The sequence below is a fragment of the Burkholderia sp. R-40 genome (assembly GCF_049942845.1).
Lineage (GTDB): Bacteria > Pseudomonadota > Gammaproteobacteria > Burkholderiales > Burkholderiaceae > Burkholderia > Burkholderia ambifaria.
Window position 1 is genome coordinate 1,637,187 of sequence record NZ_CP187967.1, and the last position, 16,936, is coordinate 1,654,122.

The 16,936-nt window shown below is 65.6% G+C and carries 15 protein-coding genes; 12 read left to right on the top strand and 3 right to left on the bottom strand.

Translation table 11 applies throughout. The features are described from left to right. Window positions 1-120: 120 nt before the first annotated feature. The 3 genes from ACP26O_RS07610 to ACP26O_RS07620 all read right to left on the bottom strand — a co-directional run bounded on the left by ACP26O_RS07610 (window position 121) and on the right by ACP26O_RS07620 (window position 4,845). Entirely contained in the window at window positions 121-1,806 is a 1,686-nt protein-coding gene (locus ACP26O_RS07610) for a ShlB/FhaC/HecB family hemolysin secretion/activation protein (RefSeq protein WP_175660684.1), read from the bottom strand. A gap of 143 nt (window positions 1,807-1,949) precedes the next feature. After that, window positions 1,950-3,221: a collagen-like triple helix repeat-containing protein gene (locus ACP26O_RS07615; protein ID WP_175665110.1), complete on the bottom strand. Its 1,272-nt coding sequence runs from the start codon at window positions 3,219-3,221 to the stop codon at window positions 1,950-1,952. Between the two features lie 40 nt (window positions 3,222-3,261). Then, window positions 3,262-4,845 (bottom strand): collagen-like triple helix repeat-containing protein, encoded by a 1,584-nt coding sequence (locus ACP26O_RS07620; protein WP_175665111.1) that lies wholly within the window; start codon window positions 4,843-4,845, stop codon window positions 3,262-3,264. Window positions 4,846-5,511: 666 nt separating this feature from the next. Between ACP26O_RS07620 and ACP26O_RS07625 the strand changes: the two genes are divergently transcribed. From ACP26O_RS07625 to ACP26O_RS07680, 12 genes are all read left to right on the top strand, one after another. Then, window positions 5,512-5,676 (top strand): Flp family type IVb pilin, encoded by a 165-nt coding sequence (locus ACP26O_RS07625; RefSeq protein WP_011656702.1) that lies wholly within the window; start codon window positions 5,512-5,514, stop codon window positions 5,674-5,676. 80 nt (window positions 5,677-5,756) lie between these two features. Continuing rightward, window positions 5,757-6,257: an A24 family peptidase gene (locus tag ACP26O_RS07630; protein ID WP_011656703.1), complete on the top strand. Its 501-nt coding sequence runs from the start codon at window positions 5,757-5,759 to the stop codon at window positions 6,255-6,257. Beyond that, window positions 6,254-6,724, top strand: a complete 471-nt coding sequence (locus tag ACP26O_RS07635) for a TadE/TadG family type IV pilus assembly protein (protein WP_175665112.1) — start codon at window positions 6,254-6,256, stop codon at window positions 6,722-6,724. The genes ACP26O_RS07630 and ACP26O_RS07635 overlap by 4 nt, the downstream gene beginning before the upstream one ends. 88 nt (window positions 6,725-6,812) lie before the next feature. Then, window positions 6,813-7,718: a Flp pilus assembly protein CpaB gene (gene cpaB / locus ACP26O_RS07640; protein ID WP_175665113.1), complete on the top strand. Its 906-nt coding sequence runs from the start codon at window positions 6,813-6,815 to the stop codon at window positions 7,716-7,718. A 64-nt stretch (window positions 7,719-7,782) separates the two neighbouring features. Then, window positions 7,783-9,117 carry a type II and III secretion system protein family protein gene (locus tag ACP26O_RS07645; protein WP_175665244.1) on the top strand — a complete coding sequence of 445 codons (1,335 nt, stop codon included), beginning with the start codon at window positions 7,783-7,785 and terminating at the stop codon, window positions 9,115-9,117. Window positions 9,118-9,162: 45 nt separating this feature from the next. Further along, window positions 9,163-10,443, top strand: a complete 1,281-nt coding sequence (locus ACP26O_RS07650; protein WP_175665114.1) for a fimbrial protein — start codon at window positions 9,163-9,165, stop codon at window positions 10,441-10,443. Window positions 10,444-10,446: 3 nt separating this feature from the next. After that, window positions 10,447-11,811 (top strand): CpaF family protein, encoded by a 1,365-nt coding sequence (locus ACP26O_RS07655; protein ID WP_011656708.1) that lies wholly within the window; start codon window positions 10,447-10,449, stop codon window positions 11,809-11,811. Further along, window positions 11,804-12,772, top strand: a complete 969-nt coding sequence (locus ACP26O_RS07660; protein WP_105834286.1) for a type II secretion system F family protein — start codon at window positions 11,804-11,806, stop codon at window positions 12,770-12,772. Before ACP26O_RS07655 ends, ACP26O_RS07660 begins: the two co-directional genes overlap by 8 nt. Before the next feature lie 4 nt (window positions 12,773-12,776). Further along, on the top strand, window positions 12,777-13,790 hold the full coding sequence (locus tag ACP26O_RS07665; protein ID WP_105834287.1) for a type II secretion system F family protein: 1,014 nt from the start codon (window positions 12,777-12,779) through the stop codon (window positions 13,788-13,790). Window positions 13,791-13,814: 24 nt separating this feature from the next. Further along, window positions 13,815-14,702, top strand: a complete 888-nt coding sequence (locus tag ACP26O_RS07670; protein WP_175665115.1) for a pilus assembly protein — start codon at window positions 13,815-13,817, stop codon at window positions 14,700-14,702. 23 nt (window positions 14,703-14,725) lie between these two features. Further along, window positions 14,726-15,058 carry a DUF3613 domain-containing protein gene (locus ACP26O_RS07675; protein ID WP_175665116.1) on the top strand — a complete coding sequence of 111 codons (333 nt, stop codon included), beginning with the start codon at window positions 14,726-14,728 and terminating at the stop codon, window positions 15,056-15,058. A gap of 11 nt (window positions 15,059-15,069) precedes the next feature. Further along, the gene (locus tag ACP26O_RS07680) at window positions 15,070-16,935 is read left to right on the top strand and encodes a TadG family pilus assembly protein (RefSeq protein WP_175665117.1); all 1,866 of its coding nucleotides are present in this window, start codon (window positions 15,070-15,072) and stop codon (window positions 16,933-16,935) included. Window position 16,936: the final 1 nt, after the last annotated feature.

The window sequence follows — 16,936 nt, forward strand, 5'->3', positions numbered from 1 at the left end:
CGCCTGCATGGGGCGTGGCATGTTGCGAGCTTTCCCAGAATACGTGAAACGACGCGCTGCGTTTGATAGAGGGGGCTCTAATCCAAACAGCCCGCGAGACGCGCGCTGTCTGGTGACCGATCAGTTCAACTGATACGAGAACGCGGCATTCACGCGCGGGCTGCGCGATGCGCTTTCGACCGGCGCATCGCCCACTGGCTTCGCGATATTCAGGTCGAGACTGTAGTAGCGGCTGTCCGAAAACCGTACGCCGATACCGACCGACGACAAGCGGCTCGGCGATGGCGTGCCCGTATGCAGGTACACACGTGCCCGGTCATAAGCGATGTACGGCGTGATCGACTTCATGTACGTCCAGCCCGGCGTGAAGGCGCGATTGACCTCCAGCGACATCCCCCAACCCGAGTCGCCCGACGTTTCGCCGGGCTGGTAGCCGAGCGCATAGCGCGTCGAACCGAACGAGATCTGTTCGGACGTCGGCAGCGAATCGGGGCTGTACTGGCCCGTCAGCGAGACCGACGTGCCGATCTTGAACGGCCATTCGTTGGTTTGCGTGAAGGTCGCGCCGGTGCGCACGAACGTCAGCGAAATCGGGCTGTCCACCGACGTCGTGGTCGAGCCGAGCGTGATGTCCTGCGATTTCGACGCGCCGAGAATGTTGAAGCCCTTCGCGACGTTGACGCTGAGTTTCTGAACCTGCTTGGCCGACACGCTCGTGTAGTCGAGCTGCATCTGCAGCACGCGGACCTGCGAGCGCGTGTCGATGCTGTTGCCGGTGATCGTGTTCTGATAGCGGTCTTCGTTGTGCGACGCATAGCCCGACACGGTGCCGAGCAGGCTGCGCTGGTTGTTCAGCAGCAACGGATAGGAGGCCGAAAGACCGAGCTTCTCGTTCTTGACCGTGCGCTCGACGGTCGACGGCAGGCCCGGGTTGTCGGTCGGCTTGCCGCGATACGTGCTGGCGTCGAGGCGCGTGACCAGGCCGCTGCTGCCGACCGGCACCGCGCCGCTGAATGCGACGTAGGTCTGCTTGTCGCGTCCGGGCGGCACCAGTGCGGAAATGCTCAATTGCTCGCCAAACGACGTGAGGCCATTCTCCGTCGCGGTGATGAGCCCCTGGACGCCCGGATGATTGAAATCGATGCCGGTGCTGATGTTGAATGCCTTGCGGTCGACGGCGAGTTCGAGCGTCGTCGCGCCGTCGGTCGTTTGCGGGGGCGGCACGTTAGCCTTCACCGTGACGCCGGGCAGGAGACCGAAGGTGTTCACGTAGCGTTCGAACGTCGCGCGGCGCAGCGGGCGATCGGCCGTGATGTGCGCGGCGATCGCGCGGATCTTCGATTCCATCGCGCCGGGCTTGCCGGTGACCTTGACGTCCGACACGTAGCCTTCGACGACCGTGACGCGCACGACGCCGTTCTCGAACGTCTGCGCGGGAATGAACGCGAACGACAGCGCATAGCCGCGATCCTGGTACAGCTTCGTCACGCCGTTGGCGGTTTCGATCAGCTCGCCGATCGTGATGTCCTTGCCGACGAGGGGCGTGAAGCGACGCGAGATTTCGTCGAACGGCACCGACTTCACGCCTTCGACCTGGAACGTTGTCGGTGTCACGTGCCGCGACAGCAATTCCTGCAACTGCGGTGCCTGCGGCGCGACCTGCACGGTGACGCTCGGCCCTTTCTTCGGCGCGTTGATCTGGGGGAGGGAATCGAGCGGGTTGCCTGCTGCGCGCGTCTGTGCCTGTGCCGTGCCTGCTGCTGCGATGGCGAGCAGCATCATCCATGTATCGAATCTGGATTTCATTGTTCTTCCTCGTAGGCCTTTCTTTTCGTCTTCGTTCTAATGCGGGCGCGACATCGTAGTGTCGCGCGCCGCGTGCCGCATGGCCGGTTGTGTTTTGTACGGCCGCGCCTCCTGCTCCGGCTGCAAAGGCGCGACCGTCCTCCTTACTTGCCGGCGCTACCCAGCGTGCCCAGCAGCCCCGTTACCGGCGCCAGCAGGCCCGTCGAGCCGCCCGACGAGGCCGTCCCCGACACCCCGCCGACGAGCGACGTGACCGGCGCGAGCGGATTCGACGAAGCCCCGGATCCCGCCGCACCACCCACTGCTCCGGTGACAGTATTCAGCAAACCGGTGACCGGCGCGAGAGGGTTTGCCCCGCCTGCGCCACCCGTCGCGCCGCCGACCGCGCCCGTGAGCGAACCGAGCGGCGTCGAGCCGAGGCCGGACAGCAGGCCGCCGAGCGGGTTCGTCGCGCTGGAACCCGACGACGAGCCGTTCTGAACGGCCGTGGTCGAGCCGCCGACGAGGCTCGTGATCAGGCCGGGGATGGGTGCCGCGCCGTTCGGGCCGTTCGGGTTCACGAGGCCGCCCGCGTTCGTCACGGTGTTGCCGACCGCGGTGACGAGCTGGCCGACGTCGCCAACGAGCGGTTGATTCGACGTGCTACCCACTTGCTTGCCCGCCGAGCTGATCGCACCGCCGACCTGACCGAGCAGGCCCGATACCGGTTGACCGAGGCCCGTGGTCGTGCCGACCTGTTGCGTGACCTGACCCGCGGTGATCACCAGCGGCGTGATTGCCGAGCTGAGCGGTTGCGTCACTTGCTGCACGGCACCCGACGACAGCGTCGAGCCGATCGTCGTGCCGGCGGCCGTCAGACCGTTGGCGACGGTGTCGAGCACGGTGCCGACAGGTGTCGTCACCGGGGCGAGCGGCGAGAGCTGCCCGGTGCCGAGCGCCTTGACCGTCGAGCTCAGCCCCGACACGGTGTTGCTCGTCGCGCCGACGACGTTCCCGAGGCCGGCGACCGTCGTGCCGACGGGGTCCTTGATCGTGCCGGTCTGTCCCAGCCCGTTGCTCAACGCGTCGGCGGCCGCGCCGACGATCGTGCCGGTGCTCGAGATGGTGCTGCCGACGCCCTTCGTCACGCCGTCGCCGAGGCCCGGCACGCTGATGTTGCCGACCGTGCTGCCGAGGTCGGTCGCGGTCTGGCCGACCGTGCTGACGACGCCGTTGGTGCCGGTCGCCGTACCGCTGGTGCCACTCGTGCCGCTGGTACCGCTCGTGCCGCTGGAGCCGCCGCCGTTGTTGGCGGTCGGCGGCGTGCTGACGCTGTTGCCGCCGCAGGCGGCCAGCAGGCACGCAGCGGCGAATACGGTGACGGGCATGCGCCACTGGCGCAGCGCGACTGTCGTGATGGAACGTTGCTGGGACATGATGGACTCCTCGCTGTCTTGTCGATGAATGGATGTCTGATTACTTGCCGCGCGTGCCGCCGAGCAGGCCGCCGATCAGCGACGTGACAGGTGCGAGCAGATTCGAACCCGAGCCCGAGTTCGTGACGGCGCCCGTGGTGCCGCTCAGTGACGGTGCGCCGCCCGTGCTGGTGACCGCGGTGACCGGAGCGGCGATTGGATTGCCACCGCCGGTTGCGCTGCCGAGCGCGCCGGTGACCGTGGAGAGGAGGCCCGTGACGGGGGCGAGCGGGCCGCCGCTCGTGCCGCCGGCCGCGCCACCCAGTGCACCGGTAACGGTGGAGACGAGGCCGGTGACCGGAGCGAGCGGGCCGCCGCTGGTGCCGCCGGCTGCGCCGCCGAGTGCGCCGGTGACGGTGGAGACGAGGCCGGTGACCGGAGCGAGCGGGCCGCCGCTGGTGCCGCCGGCTGCGCCGCCGAGCGTGCCGGTGACGGTGGACACGAGGCCGGTGATCGGAGCGAGCGGGCCGCCGCTCGTGCCGCCCGTTGCGCCGCCGAGCGGGCCGCTGACCGTCGAGAGGAGGCCGGTGAGCGGGGCGAGCGGGTTGGTCGCGCCGCCCGTGCTGCCCGTGAGCAGGCCGCCGACTGCCTTGACGGTATTGCCGGTCGACGAGACGGTGTTGCCGAGGCCGGTCGTGACGGGGTTGCCGCCCGTCGAGGCGATCAGCGCGCCGCCCTGGTTCAGGCCGTTGCCGATCGTGCCGAGCAGCGTGTTGACCGGCGCGCCGAGGCCGGTGGCCGTCCCGATCGTCTGCGTCGTCTGGCCGACCATCGTCGTGATCGGCGTGATGGCCGAGCTGACCGTCTGCGTGATCTGCTGGATCGGGCCGGTCGACAGGGCGTTGGACAGCGTGGTGCCACCGTTCGAGACCGCGTTGCCGACTTGCGTCACGAGGCCGCCGACGGCGCCCGTGACGGGGGCGAGCGGCGACAGCGGGCCGCTGCTGAGGCTCGTGACCAGGTTGCCCGTCTGCGTGACCGCGCCGCCGAGCTGGTTGACGACGCCGCCCGTGCTCGCGACCGTGACGCCGACCGGGTCTTTCGTCGCACCGAGCTGGCCGAGGCCGCCGCCCACGCCAGTGCCGAGCGCCGTGACCGCGCCGCCGACGTACTGGATGATGCCGCCGGCGGCCTGCGTCGTGGCCGGATCGACGCCGGGCAGCGACTGGTTCGCGACGGTGCTGCCGAGGCCCGACGCGGTTCCACCGAGACTCGTGATGACGTTGCCGCCTTGTGCGAGGACACTTCCTACCGGGTTCGCCGACACACCGGAGGTGCCGCTCGTACCGCTGGACGTTCCACTCGTCGTTCCGCTCGTGCTGCCGCTCGTCGAACCGCTCGTGCTGCCGCTGGTCGAGCCGCTGGTGCTGCCCGAGGTGCCGCCGCTCGTCGAACCGGACGTGCCGCCCGAGGTGCCGCCGCCCGACGTGGAGATCGAGTCGCTGCCGCCGGAACCGGAGCCGCCGCTGATCCCCTTGCTGATGGAACCCGAGCCGCCGCACGCGGAGAGGGAAAGCATGGCTGCCACGGTGGCCGCGATCATAGTCGTCCGAAGCATGCCATGAGGGATAACCTGAATGTCCATTTCGTCCTCGCATTGAAGCTGATGTTGTGTTGAGTGCTGCGAGGATTACTCTGCAACTGTCGTGCCATTTCGAGAGCCGTCGGCTCGACGATTGGCTTTAAACGACGCAATTCCTTGTCGGAAAAGGAATTTGGGGAAATTGAAAGATTGTTGAATCTGTTTAAAAGCACTCAAATGAGAACGGTTTCGGTCGTTTCGTAACGTAACGTCACAACATTGGCGTTACGCGTGCGGCGTAACGTAGGGCCGGTACAGGCCCCGCGGGCGGTCTGTTGTTTTACTGGTGGATTAGGCGTGCACATCTAACCTATCGTAAATCCTATGTGTAAGTCGTACCGAAACGCCGTACAAATGCGTTGTGCTCTCGGAAAGTTTTTTCGAAGCCGTCCTGAAAGAGGTTGGAACTTAAATAGGAACGGATATAGAATCCGGAGCAGATGTAAGGAAATGTACGGATTGGTACACGACGTTCGAGGAGGGGCACTATCGCGAATGTTAACTTCCATCAAATTGTGATACTCACCCCTCTGGGTGACATATAAAGAAAGCGCACCCGCTTGTCGTTACGCAGATAACGAACGGCGCGGGGCACGGGCCAGATATACGGGGATGTACAACGTATAAAAGGCCAAAAAACACGTACATACAGGCACGAGGAATTAAAAAATGAAAGCACTTATCAAGCGCTTCCTCAAGGAAGAAGACGGGGTGACCGCGATCGAGTATGGGCTGATTGCGGGTTTGATTGCGGCCTTGATCATTACCAGCGTGACGACCATCGGCACGAAGATCGCGGCTCTGTTCTCCACGATTGCCAGTTCGCTGCCCTAACCATTGCGGTTCGTTGGGGGCGAGCGAGTCGCGGTCGCGGCTCGCTCGCCGTTACATCGGCATGCGCAGTCGTTCGCGATATGGCACATCTCCTCAGCACCAGCATTTTTTTTGCCTGGGCCGCTCTCGTTGCTGCCGGTGATATTCGATTTCGGCTCGTTCGGAATTCGCTTGTCATCTGCGGAGGCACTGCTGCGCTCGTCAGTTCACTGATACACGCAAATCCATTTGGTATTTCAACCGGGCAGGCATTGATCGGCATGCTGGTCGGTTTGGTCAGTTTCTTCCCGCTTTTTGCGATGCGCGTCATGGGCGCGGCGGACGTCAAGGTATTCGCGGTCCTCGGTGCGTGGTGCGGTTTGCCGATATTGCTTTGGCTGTGGGTGATTGCCAGCCTTGCCGCCGGCGTGCACGTCCTGGGATTGATGCTGCTCACTCGCACGCCGCTCGGCGCGTTATGGGTGCGCGGATTGCCGGCAATGGCGCTCGCCGGACGGCGCTCGACACCGTACGCGGCGTGTCTCGTCGTTCCCGCGGCCATTTGGCTGGGCTATCTGGTCGTTACCTGGAGCGGGCGATGAAACGACAGTATCGACTGGCCGCGTGCTCGAGGGAGCGAGGAGCGACTGCCGTCGAATTCGCGCTGGTATTTCCGCTGTTTTTCCTGATTCTGTACGCGATCGTGACGTTCGGGCTCATTTTCGCGGTTCAGCAGAGCCTCACGCTTGCGGCGACCGAGGGCGCGCGTTCGGCACTGAACTATGTGTATGAGGCCAACGGTTCGGGCTCGCAGGCGCTGACGGACCGGGCGAGCGCGGCAAAGACGACGGCTGCCGGCCTCACTTCATGGCTGGCCCATGTCCAGATCCCCACGCCGGTATCAGGAGCCTGCAGCTACGACCCGGCGATGTATTGCGTGACGGTCACGGTGACCTATCCGTACCAGGCGCATCCGCTGGTTCCGTCTCTGCCGTTGCTGGGTCTCGTCACGCCGGCGCAGCTTACCGGCACGGCCACCGTCCAGATCAATCCGGCAACCATCCTATGAGCCGGGCAGCATACACGGCGGGTCACATGCACACAGCGGTGTCCACGCGCGAACATAACAACATCAATCTACGGCACCGACATTCACCATGGCCAACAACTTGACGAAGATCATCGCCGGGCTGCTGATCGCAATCGCAGTCCTGCTCGGGATCTATGCATGGACGCTTGGCCGCGCGCCGGCTCATCCGCCGGTTGTGGCAACGCCGACCGTCGCGGCGCAATCGGTGCCGCTCGTCGTGGCCGCGCGCGTGCTGCCGGCCGGCCAGCCGATTCCCGCCGATGCATTGAAGCTTGCACAGGTGCCGATGATGCCGACTGGCGGGTTCAGCGATCCGACGGCCCTTGTCGGTCGCGTGCCGGCGAACGACATTCTTGCCGCAGCACCGGTGCTCGAAGGCGCGTTGACCTCCGGACTGGCCGACCAGGTGTCGCTTGGTGAGCGTGCCGTCGCCGTGAAGGTCGACGAATCGAACGCGGTCGGCAACCGGCTGCGGCCCGGCAACTTTGTCGACGTGTTCCTGAATCTGCGGCGTGACGGATCCGGCGGCGCCCAAGTGAATTCGGAGATTCCCGCTACGCAGGCGCGCCTGCTGCTGTCGAGGGTCCGTGTGCTGTCGTTCGGCGATGCGACCTCCGATCGGGACGGCGGTGGCGGACCGGGCGGCGCGGTACGGACCGCGGTGCTCGCCGTGCCGACCGCACAGGTCGATGCGCTCACGCTCGCCGAGGCAAGCGGTCGTCTGACGCTCGCGCTGCGCAATCCGCGCGACACCGACATCGCGACACAGACGGTCGCGGTTCGTACGGGGGGCGGGGGCGCGACGCCGTCGGCGCAGGCCGCGAGCGGCGTATGGCTGGACGACCTGTCGGGTGGGCGTGCGCGTGCTACGCCCCGCGCGCCGGTTGTCCCGCGCGCGCCGGTGATGGCCCGGGGGAGCGGCAGCAGTATCGAAGTCATTCGTGGCGGGCGTGCCGAAACGGTTGCCTATTGACATCAACGTACGATCATCGACAGCAGCTACGGAACAGAGAAGGCCGCGCGACGGCACCGACACAATGACAAACAAACTGATTGCATACGCGATTGCTATCTGGGCCATGACCTTTGGTGTCCTGACGGAGGCTGCCGGTACGAACGCGTCGATTGACCTTGCGGTCGGCTCGCAACGACAGGTCGCTGCCGGCCGCACGCTGCAACGGATTGCGGTTGGCGATCCCGCTGTCGTCGACGTGCTGGTCATGAAGGGGAGCCATGCCGGATCCGTGCTGCTGGTTGCGAAAGCACCGGGTTCGACGAACGTGTTGTTGTGGGAGCGGGGCCGCGACGAGCCGACGGTGTGGAACGTCAATGTCGTCGATGCGGCCGCCCAGGCGGCACTGGATGGTTCGGGGCCGAAGGTCAAGGGATACGGCGGAGCCGCGGTCCTGTCAGGCTCCTCGGCGTCGCTCGACGCGCATGAACGGGCTGTGGCCGTCGGCAAGCGGATGGGCGGCAAGGACGGCACGGTAATCGATGCGTCGACGGTCGGTAACCGGAGCGTCGTGCAGGTCGATGTGCGCGTCGTCGAATTCAGCCGCTCGGTGCTGAAGGAAGCGGGGCTGAACTTCTTCAAGCAGAGCAACGGATTCGCGTTCGGTGCGTTTTCGCCGGGCGGCCTTCAGTCCGTGACGGGAGGCGCGACGTCGGCCTTCGCGGCGACGGGCGGCATTCCGATCGCGTCGGCGTTCAACCTAGTCGTGAATTCCGCCGGTCGCGGCATTTTCGGCAATATTTCGATTCTCGAAGCGAACAACCTGGCCCGCGTGCTTGCGCAGCCGACGCTGGTGGCGCTGTCGGGACAGAGCGCGAGTTTTCTCGCGGGCGGTGAAATTCCAGTACCGGTGCCGCAGGCACTCGGCGCGACGGCGATCGACTGGAAGCAGTACGGCGTTGGTCTCACGCTGACGCCGACCGTGCTGAGCCAGCATCGGATCGCGCTCAAGGTCGCGCCCGAATCGAGCCAGCTCGACTTTCAGCACGGCGTGACGATCAACAGCGTGTCGGTGCCGGCCATCACGACCCGGCGCGCGGATACGACGGTCGAACTGGGTGATGGCGAGAGCTTCGTGATCGGCGGCCTGATCGACCGCGAAACGATGTCGAACATCAGCAAGGTGCCGGTCCTGGGCGATCTGCCGATCATCGGTGCGTTCTTCAAATCGTTGAATTACCAGCAGAACGACAAGGAGTTGGTGATCATCGTGACGCCGCATCTGGTGGCGCCGATCGCGAAGGGCGCACCGCTGCCGGCGACGCCGGGCGAGCTGTCCGAGCAGCGCGACGGGCCTGTCTGGCGCTCGTATCTTGGCGGTATCGCGTCGCCGGATGCCGCGCCGGGATTTTCGAAATGACCGCACGGCGCGGCATCGCGCGATACGGATTCGGGGGTATTCAACATGAACGCGAGAACCCTTTCATTGGCTGAGCCCGCCGTGACTGATTATTTTGTATGCGCATCCCACCAGGACGAGCATCTGCGCTGGCTGCGGGATACGCTCGTCTCGGCCGGCATGGTGGAAGCGGTATCGCTGGAGCCCGGCGCGCTGGCCCAGCGCATCCTCGGGCTCAACCCGGCGATCGTCTTCATCGATTTTTCCCGTGCCCATGCCGAAGCGAGTGCTGCCGCCGCGGCGGTCCGTCTTGCACATCCGAGCCTGCCGGTCGTCGCGCTCGGTACGTTGGCGCAGCCGGAAAGCGCGCTCGCGGCGCTGCGGGCCGGCGTGCGCGATTTCATCGACGTTTCCGGCAGTGCGGAAGACGCATTGCGCATCGCGCGCGGACTGCTCGAGCACGCCGGCGCGGAACCGGCCAATCGCCACGGCAAGCTGGTCGCGCTGCTCGGTGCGCGCGCCGGGATGGGCGTGAGTACGCTCGCATCGAATCTCGCCGTATGGCTGCACAAGCGCGGCGCTGCCGGCATCGTCGCCGGCGACGCGCCTGCCTTCGGTGTCGCCACGCCGCATGCCCGGCAAACGGCGCTCGTGGATCTCGGTCTGCCGGCGGGCGATAGCGCACTCTTTCTCAACACGCGCTGCGAATTCCATTTCGTCGAGGCCGTGCGCAACCTGCGCCGCATCGACCGGACCTTCGTCAACACGGCCCTCGCCCGACACGCGAGCGGCGTGGCGTTGACGACGCTGCCACCGAACCTCGCCGATTTGCGCGACGTGTCGTACGCGGCCTGCGTCGGCCTGCTGAACCGGCTGCGCGCATTCTTCGATCAGCAGATTGTCGATTTGGGCGGCTTTACCAACCTGGAGTTCGTCGCGCAGATCGCGGCGGTTGCCGACGAGGCGTGGCTGGTCTGCGATCAGGGTGTCGCGTCGATCGTCTCCGCGGTCGATCTGCTCGAGGGGCTGCGCGATGCAGGAATGGACCTCGGCAAGATGCGTCTCGTTGTCAACCAGTACGACGCGGCACTGAGCCTGACGCCGGCACAGATCGCAGACCGGCTCGGCATCGCGTTGCTGGCGACGCTGCCTGCGCGGCGCGTGTCGATCGGGCAGGCAGCCAACCAGGGGCGACTCATCGTCGACATGGCCGAGCGCGATCCGTATGTGCGTGCGCTCGAGCCGCTCGCGGAGCGACTGGCAGGCACGGTGACGCCGGCAAAGAGCGCCGCTTCGGGCCTGTCCGTGCTCAAGCGTTTCATTCAACCTTCGTCCAAGCGTTCGTAAGCGATGGCACACGACATTCAATTTGCCGACGGCGCCGCGCCGTTCTCCCAGTCGCAGCAGTTCCATGACATCAAGAATGCCGCGCACGAACATTTGCTGACGCGCATCGAGGAACTGGGGGCCGAATTCGGTCGTTGGTCGCGCCAGGCAATCAATCAGTTCGTCGACCTGGAAATCGACAGCTTCGTGCGTTTGCGGCGCATCCCGCTCAACGAGAACGAGGTCAGGACGATTGCCGAGGCGCTGACCAAGGAGCTTGCCGGGTTCGGGCCGATCGAGGACTTGCTCGCCGATCCGCATGTCGAGGACATCCTGATCAACGGCTACAACGACATCTACGTGTCGCGCCACGGGATCCTGGCCAAGCTGCCGATCCGCTTTACCGATAACGCGCACCTGCTGCGTATCGTGCGACGCATCCTTGCGCCGATCGGCCGACGCCTGGACGAATCGAATCCGATGGTCGATGCGCGCCTGCCGGACGGCGGGCGTGTCAACGTGGTGATCGAGCCGCTGTCGATCGACGGGCCGGTCGTGTCGATCCGGAAATTCCGCAAGGATCCGCTCAAGCCGGCCGATCTGCTCGGCAACGGCACGTTCAATGCGGAGCTCGGCGCGCTGCTCGAGGCGGCGGTCGAGGCTCGCTGCAACATCCTCGTGTCGGGCGGCACGAGCTCGGGCAAGACTTCGCTGCTCAATGCGCTCGCGTTCCACATTCCCGAGCCGGAACGCGTCGTGACGATCGAGGATACGGCCGAACTGTCGCTGAATCACCCGCATGTCGTGCGCCTCGAAAGCCGGCCCGGCGGCTTCGACGGCACCGGCGTCGTGTCGATTCGCGATTTGCTGCGCAATACGTTGCGGATGCGCCCGGACCGGATCATCGTCGGTGAAGTGCGCGGCGGCGAGGTGCTCGAAATGCTGCAGGCGATGAACACGGGCCACGACGGCTCGATGGGAACCGTGCATGCGAGTTCGCCGCGCGAGTGCCTCTATCGTCTCGAGATGCTGGCCGGCTTCGCCGGGTTCCAGGGCACCGAGTCGAGCCTGCGCCGGCAGATCGCGAACGCGATCGACTTCATCGTGCAGATTGGCCGTCTGTCCAACGGCCGGCGCCGGATCCTGTCGATTACCGAGGTAACCGGCCTGTCGGACAACATCATCGCGACGCAGGAACTGTATCGCTACGAGGCGCGCGTGACGCCCGAAGGCGAAGAAGTCGACACCTGGGAATCGCTCGGCATTCATCCGCACTCGCCGAAGCTCGCCCGCTTCCGTCAGACGCTGCAGGGCGGCTTCGGCGGTAGCGGCGGCGGTGGCGGGTTCGGCGGCGGATTCGGCCGCGGCGGCGGGGGTTTCAATGTATAGCGTGCTGGCAATGGCGCTTCTGCTCGTGGCCGCCGCGCTGATGCTGTGGCGGCACGGCGAGATGAAGCGCGATCGCGCCGACGTGCAGCGCTTCATCGACAGCCGGATCGAACCCGGCGCGCGAGCGGGCGGTGTGCGTCAGCAGCAAGCCCGGCCGGCGGCGCCCGCCGCGGCGCGCGCGTCAGCCGGCGTACCCGCTTCGCAATGGGCACGCTGGCGCGCAGTCGCGACCGAGTATTTCGCCAACGTGGCAAGCCGCGCGGGAATCGAGGACGCGCGCGGCAAGGCGCTGCTTGCGTTACTGGCGCTGATCGGGGCCGCGTTCGCCGCCGGGGATCGGGGCGGCTGGCTCGGCGGCATCGCCGCGCTCGTCTGCGGGGCCGCGCTGCTCGTGTTCTGGCTGGTGTCGCGCATACATCGGCGGCGCCAGATGATCGTTCGCCAGTTGCCGTCGTTTCTGGACGGCATCGTGCGGCTGGTGACGCTGGGCAATAGCGTGCCGGCCGCGTTCCAGGCCGCGCTGCAGACCACCGAGGCGCCGTTGCGCGGCTGCCTGGACCATGTGTCGAGGATGCTGCGCACGGGCGTCGAGATCGACCGCGCGATGATGCATATCGCGAACGTGTACCACACGAAGGAGTTCGAACTGGTCGGGTCGGTGCTGCGGCTGTCGGTGCGGTACGGCGGCCGCGCGGACATCATGCTCGACCGGATGTCGACGTTCATGCGCGACCTCGAACAGGCCGAGCGGGAACTGGAGGCGATGTCGTCGGAAACGCGTTTGTCTGCATGGGTGCTCGTCATGCTGCCGATCGCGATCGGCAGCTTCGTCATCGCGACCAATCCGCTCTATCTCCAGTCGATGTGGAACGATTACACCGGTCGGCAGTTGCTGGTCCTCGCTTTCATGCTGCAGGCAGCGGGCGGGATCTGGCTTTATCACATGGCCAAACTCAGGTGACGGCATGACAGCCAATCAACTTGGTTCGCTCGCACTGGTGCTTGGGGCGCTGGGCATCCTGTTGCTGGCGCTGCTCGCGATCCGCAGCGCGCATGCGCAATCGCGCAGCGGCCGGACACTGACCGACGCACTCGAGCGGCGGCTTGCAGCGCTGGCGGCCGCAAGCGGGCGGGCGGCCCAGGACGCGGACGAATCGTTGCGGAAGGAGCCGGACGCGCGGCAGGCACCCGGTCAGCCGTCGCGACTCGCGCAAATGCAGGCACGTCTGTCGGTGTTCGGGATGCGCTGGCTGGATACCGGTATCGGTCGGCTGGTCGTGGCCGAAGAGGATCGGCTGCTGCTCGAGCAATGCGGTTTTGTCGATACGCGCACGCGCGGCTTGTTCCTGAGTGCGCGGATCGCCTGCTCGATCGTCATTCCGCTCGCATACATCGGCGTGGTCGGGCCGCATGTGAGTGGCACGCAGTGGTGGCTGGGCGTGGGTATTTCGTTCATCGTCGGATTCATGGTGCCGAAGCTGTACCTGAGGCGCCGTGCCGCGAAGCGTCGACAAGCGGTGACCGACGAGTTGCCGCTGCTGGTCGACATGCTGCGTCTGCTTCAAGGAGTCGGTCTGTCGCTCGATCAGAGTATTCAGGTCGTCACCAACGACTTCAAGGGCATGATGCCCGTGCTCTCGTCGGAAATGGAAATCGCCCAACGGCAGTTCGCGGCGGGGCGAACACGCGAGCAGTCGTTGCAGCGGTTGTCGTCGGGCTTTGAAAACGAGGATCTGCGCGCCATCGTGCGATTGCTGATACAGGTCGACAAGCACGGCGGCGCGGTCCAGGAGCCGCTCAAGCAGTTCGGCGAGCGCTTGCGCGAGGCCCGTCGCGCGATGCTGCGCGAGCGCATCGGTCGATTGACGGTGAAGATGACGGGCGTGATGATCGTGACGCTTCTGCCCGCGCTGCTGATCGTGACGGCCGGGCCGGGGATGATTTCGGTGCTGCGTGCGCTGAACCAGGCGCAGCACTGATGCAGGGAAGGGAAAGGACGGAAAATGAAACGCATCGATGAAGTCGCGAAAGTGGCCGGCATGGTGGCGATGGCTGGCCTGCTCTGCGCATGTTCGGCGTTCAAGGAAAGCGGGTACGGTGTTGGCCCGCAAGCCGAGCGTGCGGCATTGATGGACGCCGCGGCCCAGAAACAGTCAGCACCCGATACGCCCGGCATGTATCTGGGCCTGATCGAGCGGATGCAGTCGCAAGGACTGTACTACGCGTCGCTTGCGCATATCGATGCGTACGAGAAGCAGTACGGTGCGTCACCGCAGACCATCCTTCTGCGCGCCGATGCGTTGCGCATGACAGACCAGCCCGCCGCGAGCACGGCTGTCTATACGCAACTGCTCAACACGCCGCTGGCGGCGCGCGGGTATCGCGGGCTGGGGCTGATCGCCGGTGCGGCGGGCGATTTTCCGCGCGCCGCGCAGGCATTGGCGCAGGCGACGGTGCTGGCACCGACCGATGCCGCGACGCTGTCGGATCTCGCCTACGCAAAATTGCGCGGCGGCGATATCGACGGTGCGCGCATCCCGCTGATGAAGGCGGCTGAACTCGACCAGAACAATCCAAAGATCATCAGCAACCTGGTGCTGTACCTGCTCGCGTCCGGCCGTACGCGCGACGCGCAGCGGCTCATGGCGCAGCAGAAGCTGTCGGCCGACGTGCGCAACGACATCCGCGGCGACGCGATGAAAATCACGGCGGCAGCGCGTGCGTGGCGCCGCGCGGCACCGCCGCCGGCCTCGGTCGCGACGGTGACGCCGGTCGGCTCGGGCAGCGTGGTCGACGTGTCGGGCGCCGATGTCTCGCGGCGGCCGTCGCCCGTCGCAAACATTCAGGGATTCGATCCCACCGCGCCGATGCTGCAACGGTTCGCACAATGACAAGGCATTCGGGGGGAAGTGACATGACGAACGACAAACGTTTCAAGCGCAGCCATGTATGGCTGCATCGCGGCATCACAGTGGTTGCATTTCTGGGGGCGACGACTGCGGCACATTGCGCGGAATCGATGTCGTCGGCGGCCGAAGTCGGCCATGCGACCGACGCGCTGCTCGCGCTGCAGCGGGACAACCGTGCGGCCGGACCGGCGTTGCCGATGTTGGGCGATACCGCGTCGCTCAGTTACCAGCGCTATCTCGATTCGTTCAAGCACAAGATTCCGGAGTCGATGGGATCACCGGTCAACGCGAACGGCAGCGGCGGCTCCGGCGGACAGCATTCCATGCAAACGTATTGAGCGAGACGGTAATGATCGCGGCTCGCCATTCATCGAATCGAGTGATCGGACGGAGACACACCGCGCCGCGGCGACAGCGCGGCGCGGTCGTCGTCATGGCGTCCGTATGGATACTGCTGGCGATGGTCATTCTCGGTTCGGTCGACATCGGCAACGTCTTCCTGGCCCGCCGCGACATGCAGCGCGTCGCCGATCTCGCGGCGCTGGCGGCGGTCCAGCGACTGGACGATGCGTGTGCGAACGTGACGAGCGTGGCCACGAGCAACGCATCGACGAACGGCTTTTCCGTCGGCGGCACCACGACCCTGTCGGCCGATTGCGGTTATTGGGCACCGACGGCCACCGGGACGTCGAGCAGTTTCTATTCGTCGAAAACGTCGGTTCCCATGCTCACCCAGCTGAATGCGGTCCGGGTCACGATTTCCAAGTCGATGCCGTATTTCTTCTTCGGACCGACGCGCACCGTGATCGCCACGTCGACCGCAAAGGCGACCAACATCGACACATTCTCGATCGGCGCGACGCTGGCCGCCGTCGGTGGAGTCGGCTGCTCGGGTGTGCCGACCGGCAATCCCGGTCTGGTGAATGCGCTGCTGGGCGCGCTGCTGCAAGGCCAGGGCGGTACGCCACTGACGCTCAATCTTGCGTCCTATCAGGGCCTTGCCTGCGCGAACGTCAAGCTGGGTGATATCGCCGTCGCACTGCAGTCGCTGTCGGTGGGCAACGGGACGATGGGCGGGCTGGTGAATGCGCAGGCATCGGTCGGCACGCTGCTCAAGGCGACGGTGGCGGCAGTCGGGAAGACCACCACCCTCGGCACCGCTCTGCAGTCGAGTGCTACCGGCGCACTGAACAACATCCTCAACCTGAGCCTGCTCAGCAATACCAGCATCAACGTCGCGCGCCTGACCGGACAGGGTGCCACGTCGCTGCTCACGCTCGGCCTCGCGAATGCGGAGGCGGCGGCCGACGCGACCGTGAACGTGCTCGATCTCGTGATGGCGATGGCGCAGATCTCGCAGAGCGGCAAGCCGGGCGTCGTAATCGGCGCGAATGTGCCGCTTGCGCTGCCGAACGGCACTTCCGTATCGATCGCGCAGTTGCAGGTGCAGGTCATCAGTCCGCCGACCATCGCGGTGGGCGAAGGCGGGAAGGACGCGACCGGCGCGTGGCGCACGGTCGCGACGAATGCGCAGATCGGCGTCTATCTCCTCGTCGACCTCGGTGTGAATCCGCTGCCGGTCGTGGCGTCCGCGAACGTGTATCTGCCGCTTTACGTGCAGCTCGGTGCGGGCAGCGCAACGCTGTTGTCGACCAATTGCCGGACCTCGCCGAATTCGGCCACGATCAGCGCGCAACCGAGCGTCGCGAATCTATGTATCGGCCAGCCGCCGCTCAGCGGCAACCTGCTCAACCTGCCGGCGACCTACAGCTGTTCGACGCCCGCCACGGTGCTAGACGTGAAGGTACTGGCGGGCGCGGTCGAGGTGTCCGCGACCGTCTCCAATGTGTCGGTGGCTCTGGCCGGCAACACGGCGACCAATACGTTTTACGGGCGGGGCGGAAGCGATCCGTCCTACTACTGGACCACCAACACGAATGCGCTGGGTTCAGCCGTGAGCAATGCATTGGCGGGTCTGAGCTCGGCCACGATCACACCGAAAGTGGAGCTGCTGTTCGGATTCGTCACCGTCCCGCTCACAGCGGATTTTGTTCCGAAACTGCTAGGGGTCCTGACCGGTGTTTTGAGCCCGCTGTTGAGCGCGCTGGACGGTATCATCGATCCACTGCTCGATCTGCTTGGCGTCCAGCTCGGTGCCGCCACGGTACATCAGATGTCGCTGACCTGCGGCGCTGCGCAAACTGTCAGTAATTAGA

Excerpts from the sequence above, each read along its gene's own strand:
- ACP26O_RS07610 (WP_175660684.1), bottom strand. The coding sequence starts at position 1,806 with ATGAAATCCAGATTCGATACATGGATGATGCTGCTCGCCATCGCAGCA.
- ACP26O_RS07615 (WP_175665110.1), bottom strand. The coding sequence starts at position 3,221 with ATGTCCCAGCAACGTTCCATCACGACAGTCGCGCTGCGCCAGTGGCGC.
- ACP26O_RS07620 (WP_175665111.1), bottom strand. The coding sequence starts at position 4,845 with ATGGACATTCAGGTTATCCCTCATGGCATGCTTCGGACGACTATGATC.
- ACP26O_RS07625 (WP_011656702.1), top strand. The coding sequence starts at position 5,512 with ATGAAAGCACTTATCAAGCGCTTCCTCAAGGAAGAAGACGGGGTGACC.
- ACP26O_RS07630 (WP_011656703.1), top strand. The coding sequence starts at position 5,757 with ATGGCACATCTCCTCAGCACCAGCATTTTTTTTGCCTGGGCCGCTCTC.
- ACP26O_RS07635 (WP_175665112.1), top strand. The coding sequence starts at position 6,254 with ATGAAACGACAGTATCGACTGGCCGCGTGCTCGAGGGAGCGAGGAGCG.
- cpaB (WP_175665113.1), top strand. The coding sequence starts at position 6,813 with ATGGCCAACAACTTGACGAAGATCATCGCCGGGCTGCTGATCGCAATC.
- ACP26O_RS07645 (WP_175665244.1), top strand. The coding sequence starts at position 7,783 with ATGACAAACAAACTGATTGCATACGCGATTGCTATCTGGGCCATGACC.
- ACP26O_RS07650 (WP_175665114.1), top strand. The coding sequence starts at position 9,163 with ATGAACGCGAGAACCCTTTCATTGGCTGAGCCCGCCGTGACTGATTAT.
- ACP26O_RS07655 (WP_011656708.1), top strand. The coding sequence starts at position 10,447 with ATGGCACACGACATTCAATTTGCCGACGGCGCCGCGCCGTTCTCCCAG.
- ACP26O_RS07660 (WP_105834286.1), top strand. The coding sequence starts at position 11,804 with ATGTATAGCGTGCTGGCAATGGCGCTTCTGCTCGTGGCCGCCGCGCTG.
- ACP26O_RS07665 (WP_105834287.1), top strand. The coding sequence starts at position 12,777 with ATGACAGCCAATCAACTTGGTTCGCTCGCACTGGTGCTTGGGGCGCTG.
- ACP26O_RS07670 (WP_175665115.1), top strand. The coding sequence starts at position 13,815 with ATGAAACGCATCGATGAAGTCGCGAAAGTGGCCGGCATGGTGGCGATG.
- ACP26O_RS07675 (WP_175665116.1), top strand. The coding sequence starts at position 14,726 with ATGACGAACGACAAACGTTTCAAGCGCAGCCATGTATGGCTGCATCGC.
- ACP26O_RS07680 (WP_175665117.1), top strand. The coding sequence starts at position 15,070 with ATGATCGCGGCTCGCCATTCATCGAATCGAGTGATCGGACGGAGACAC.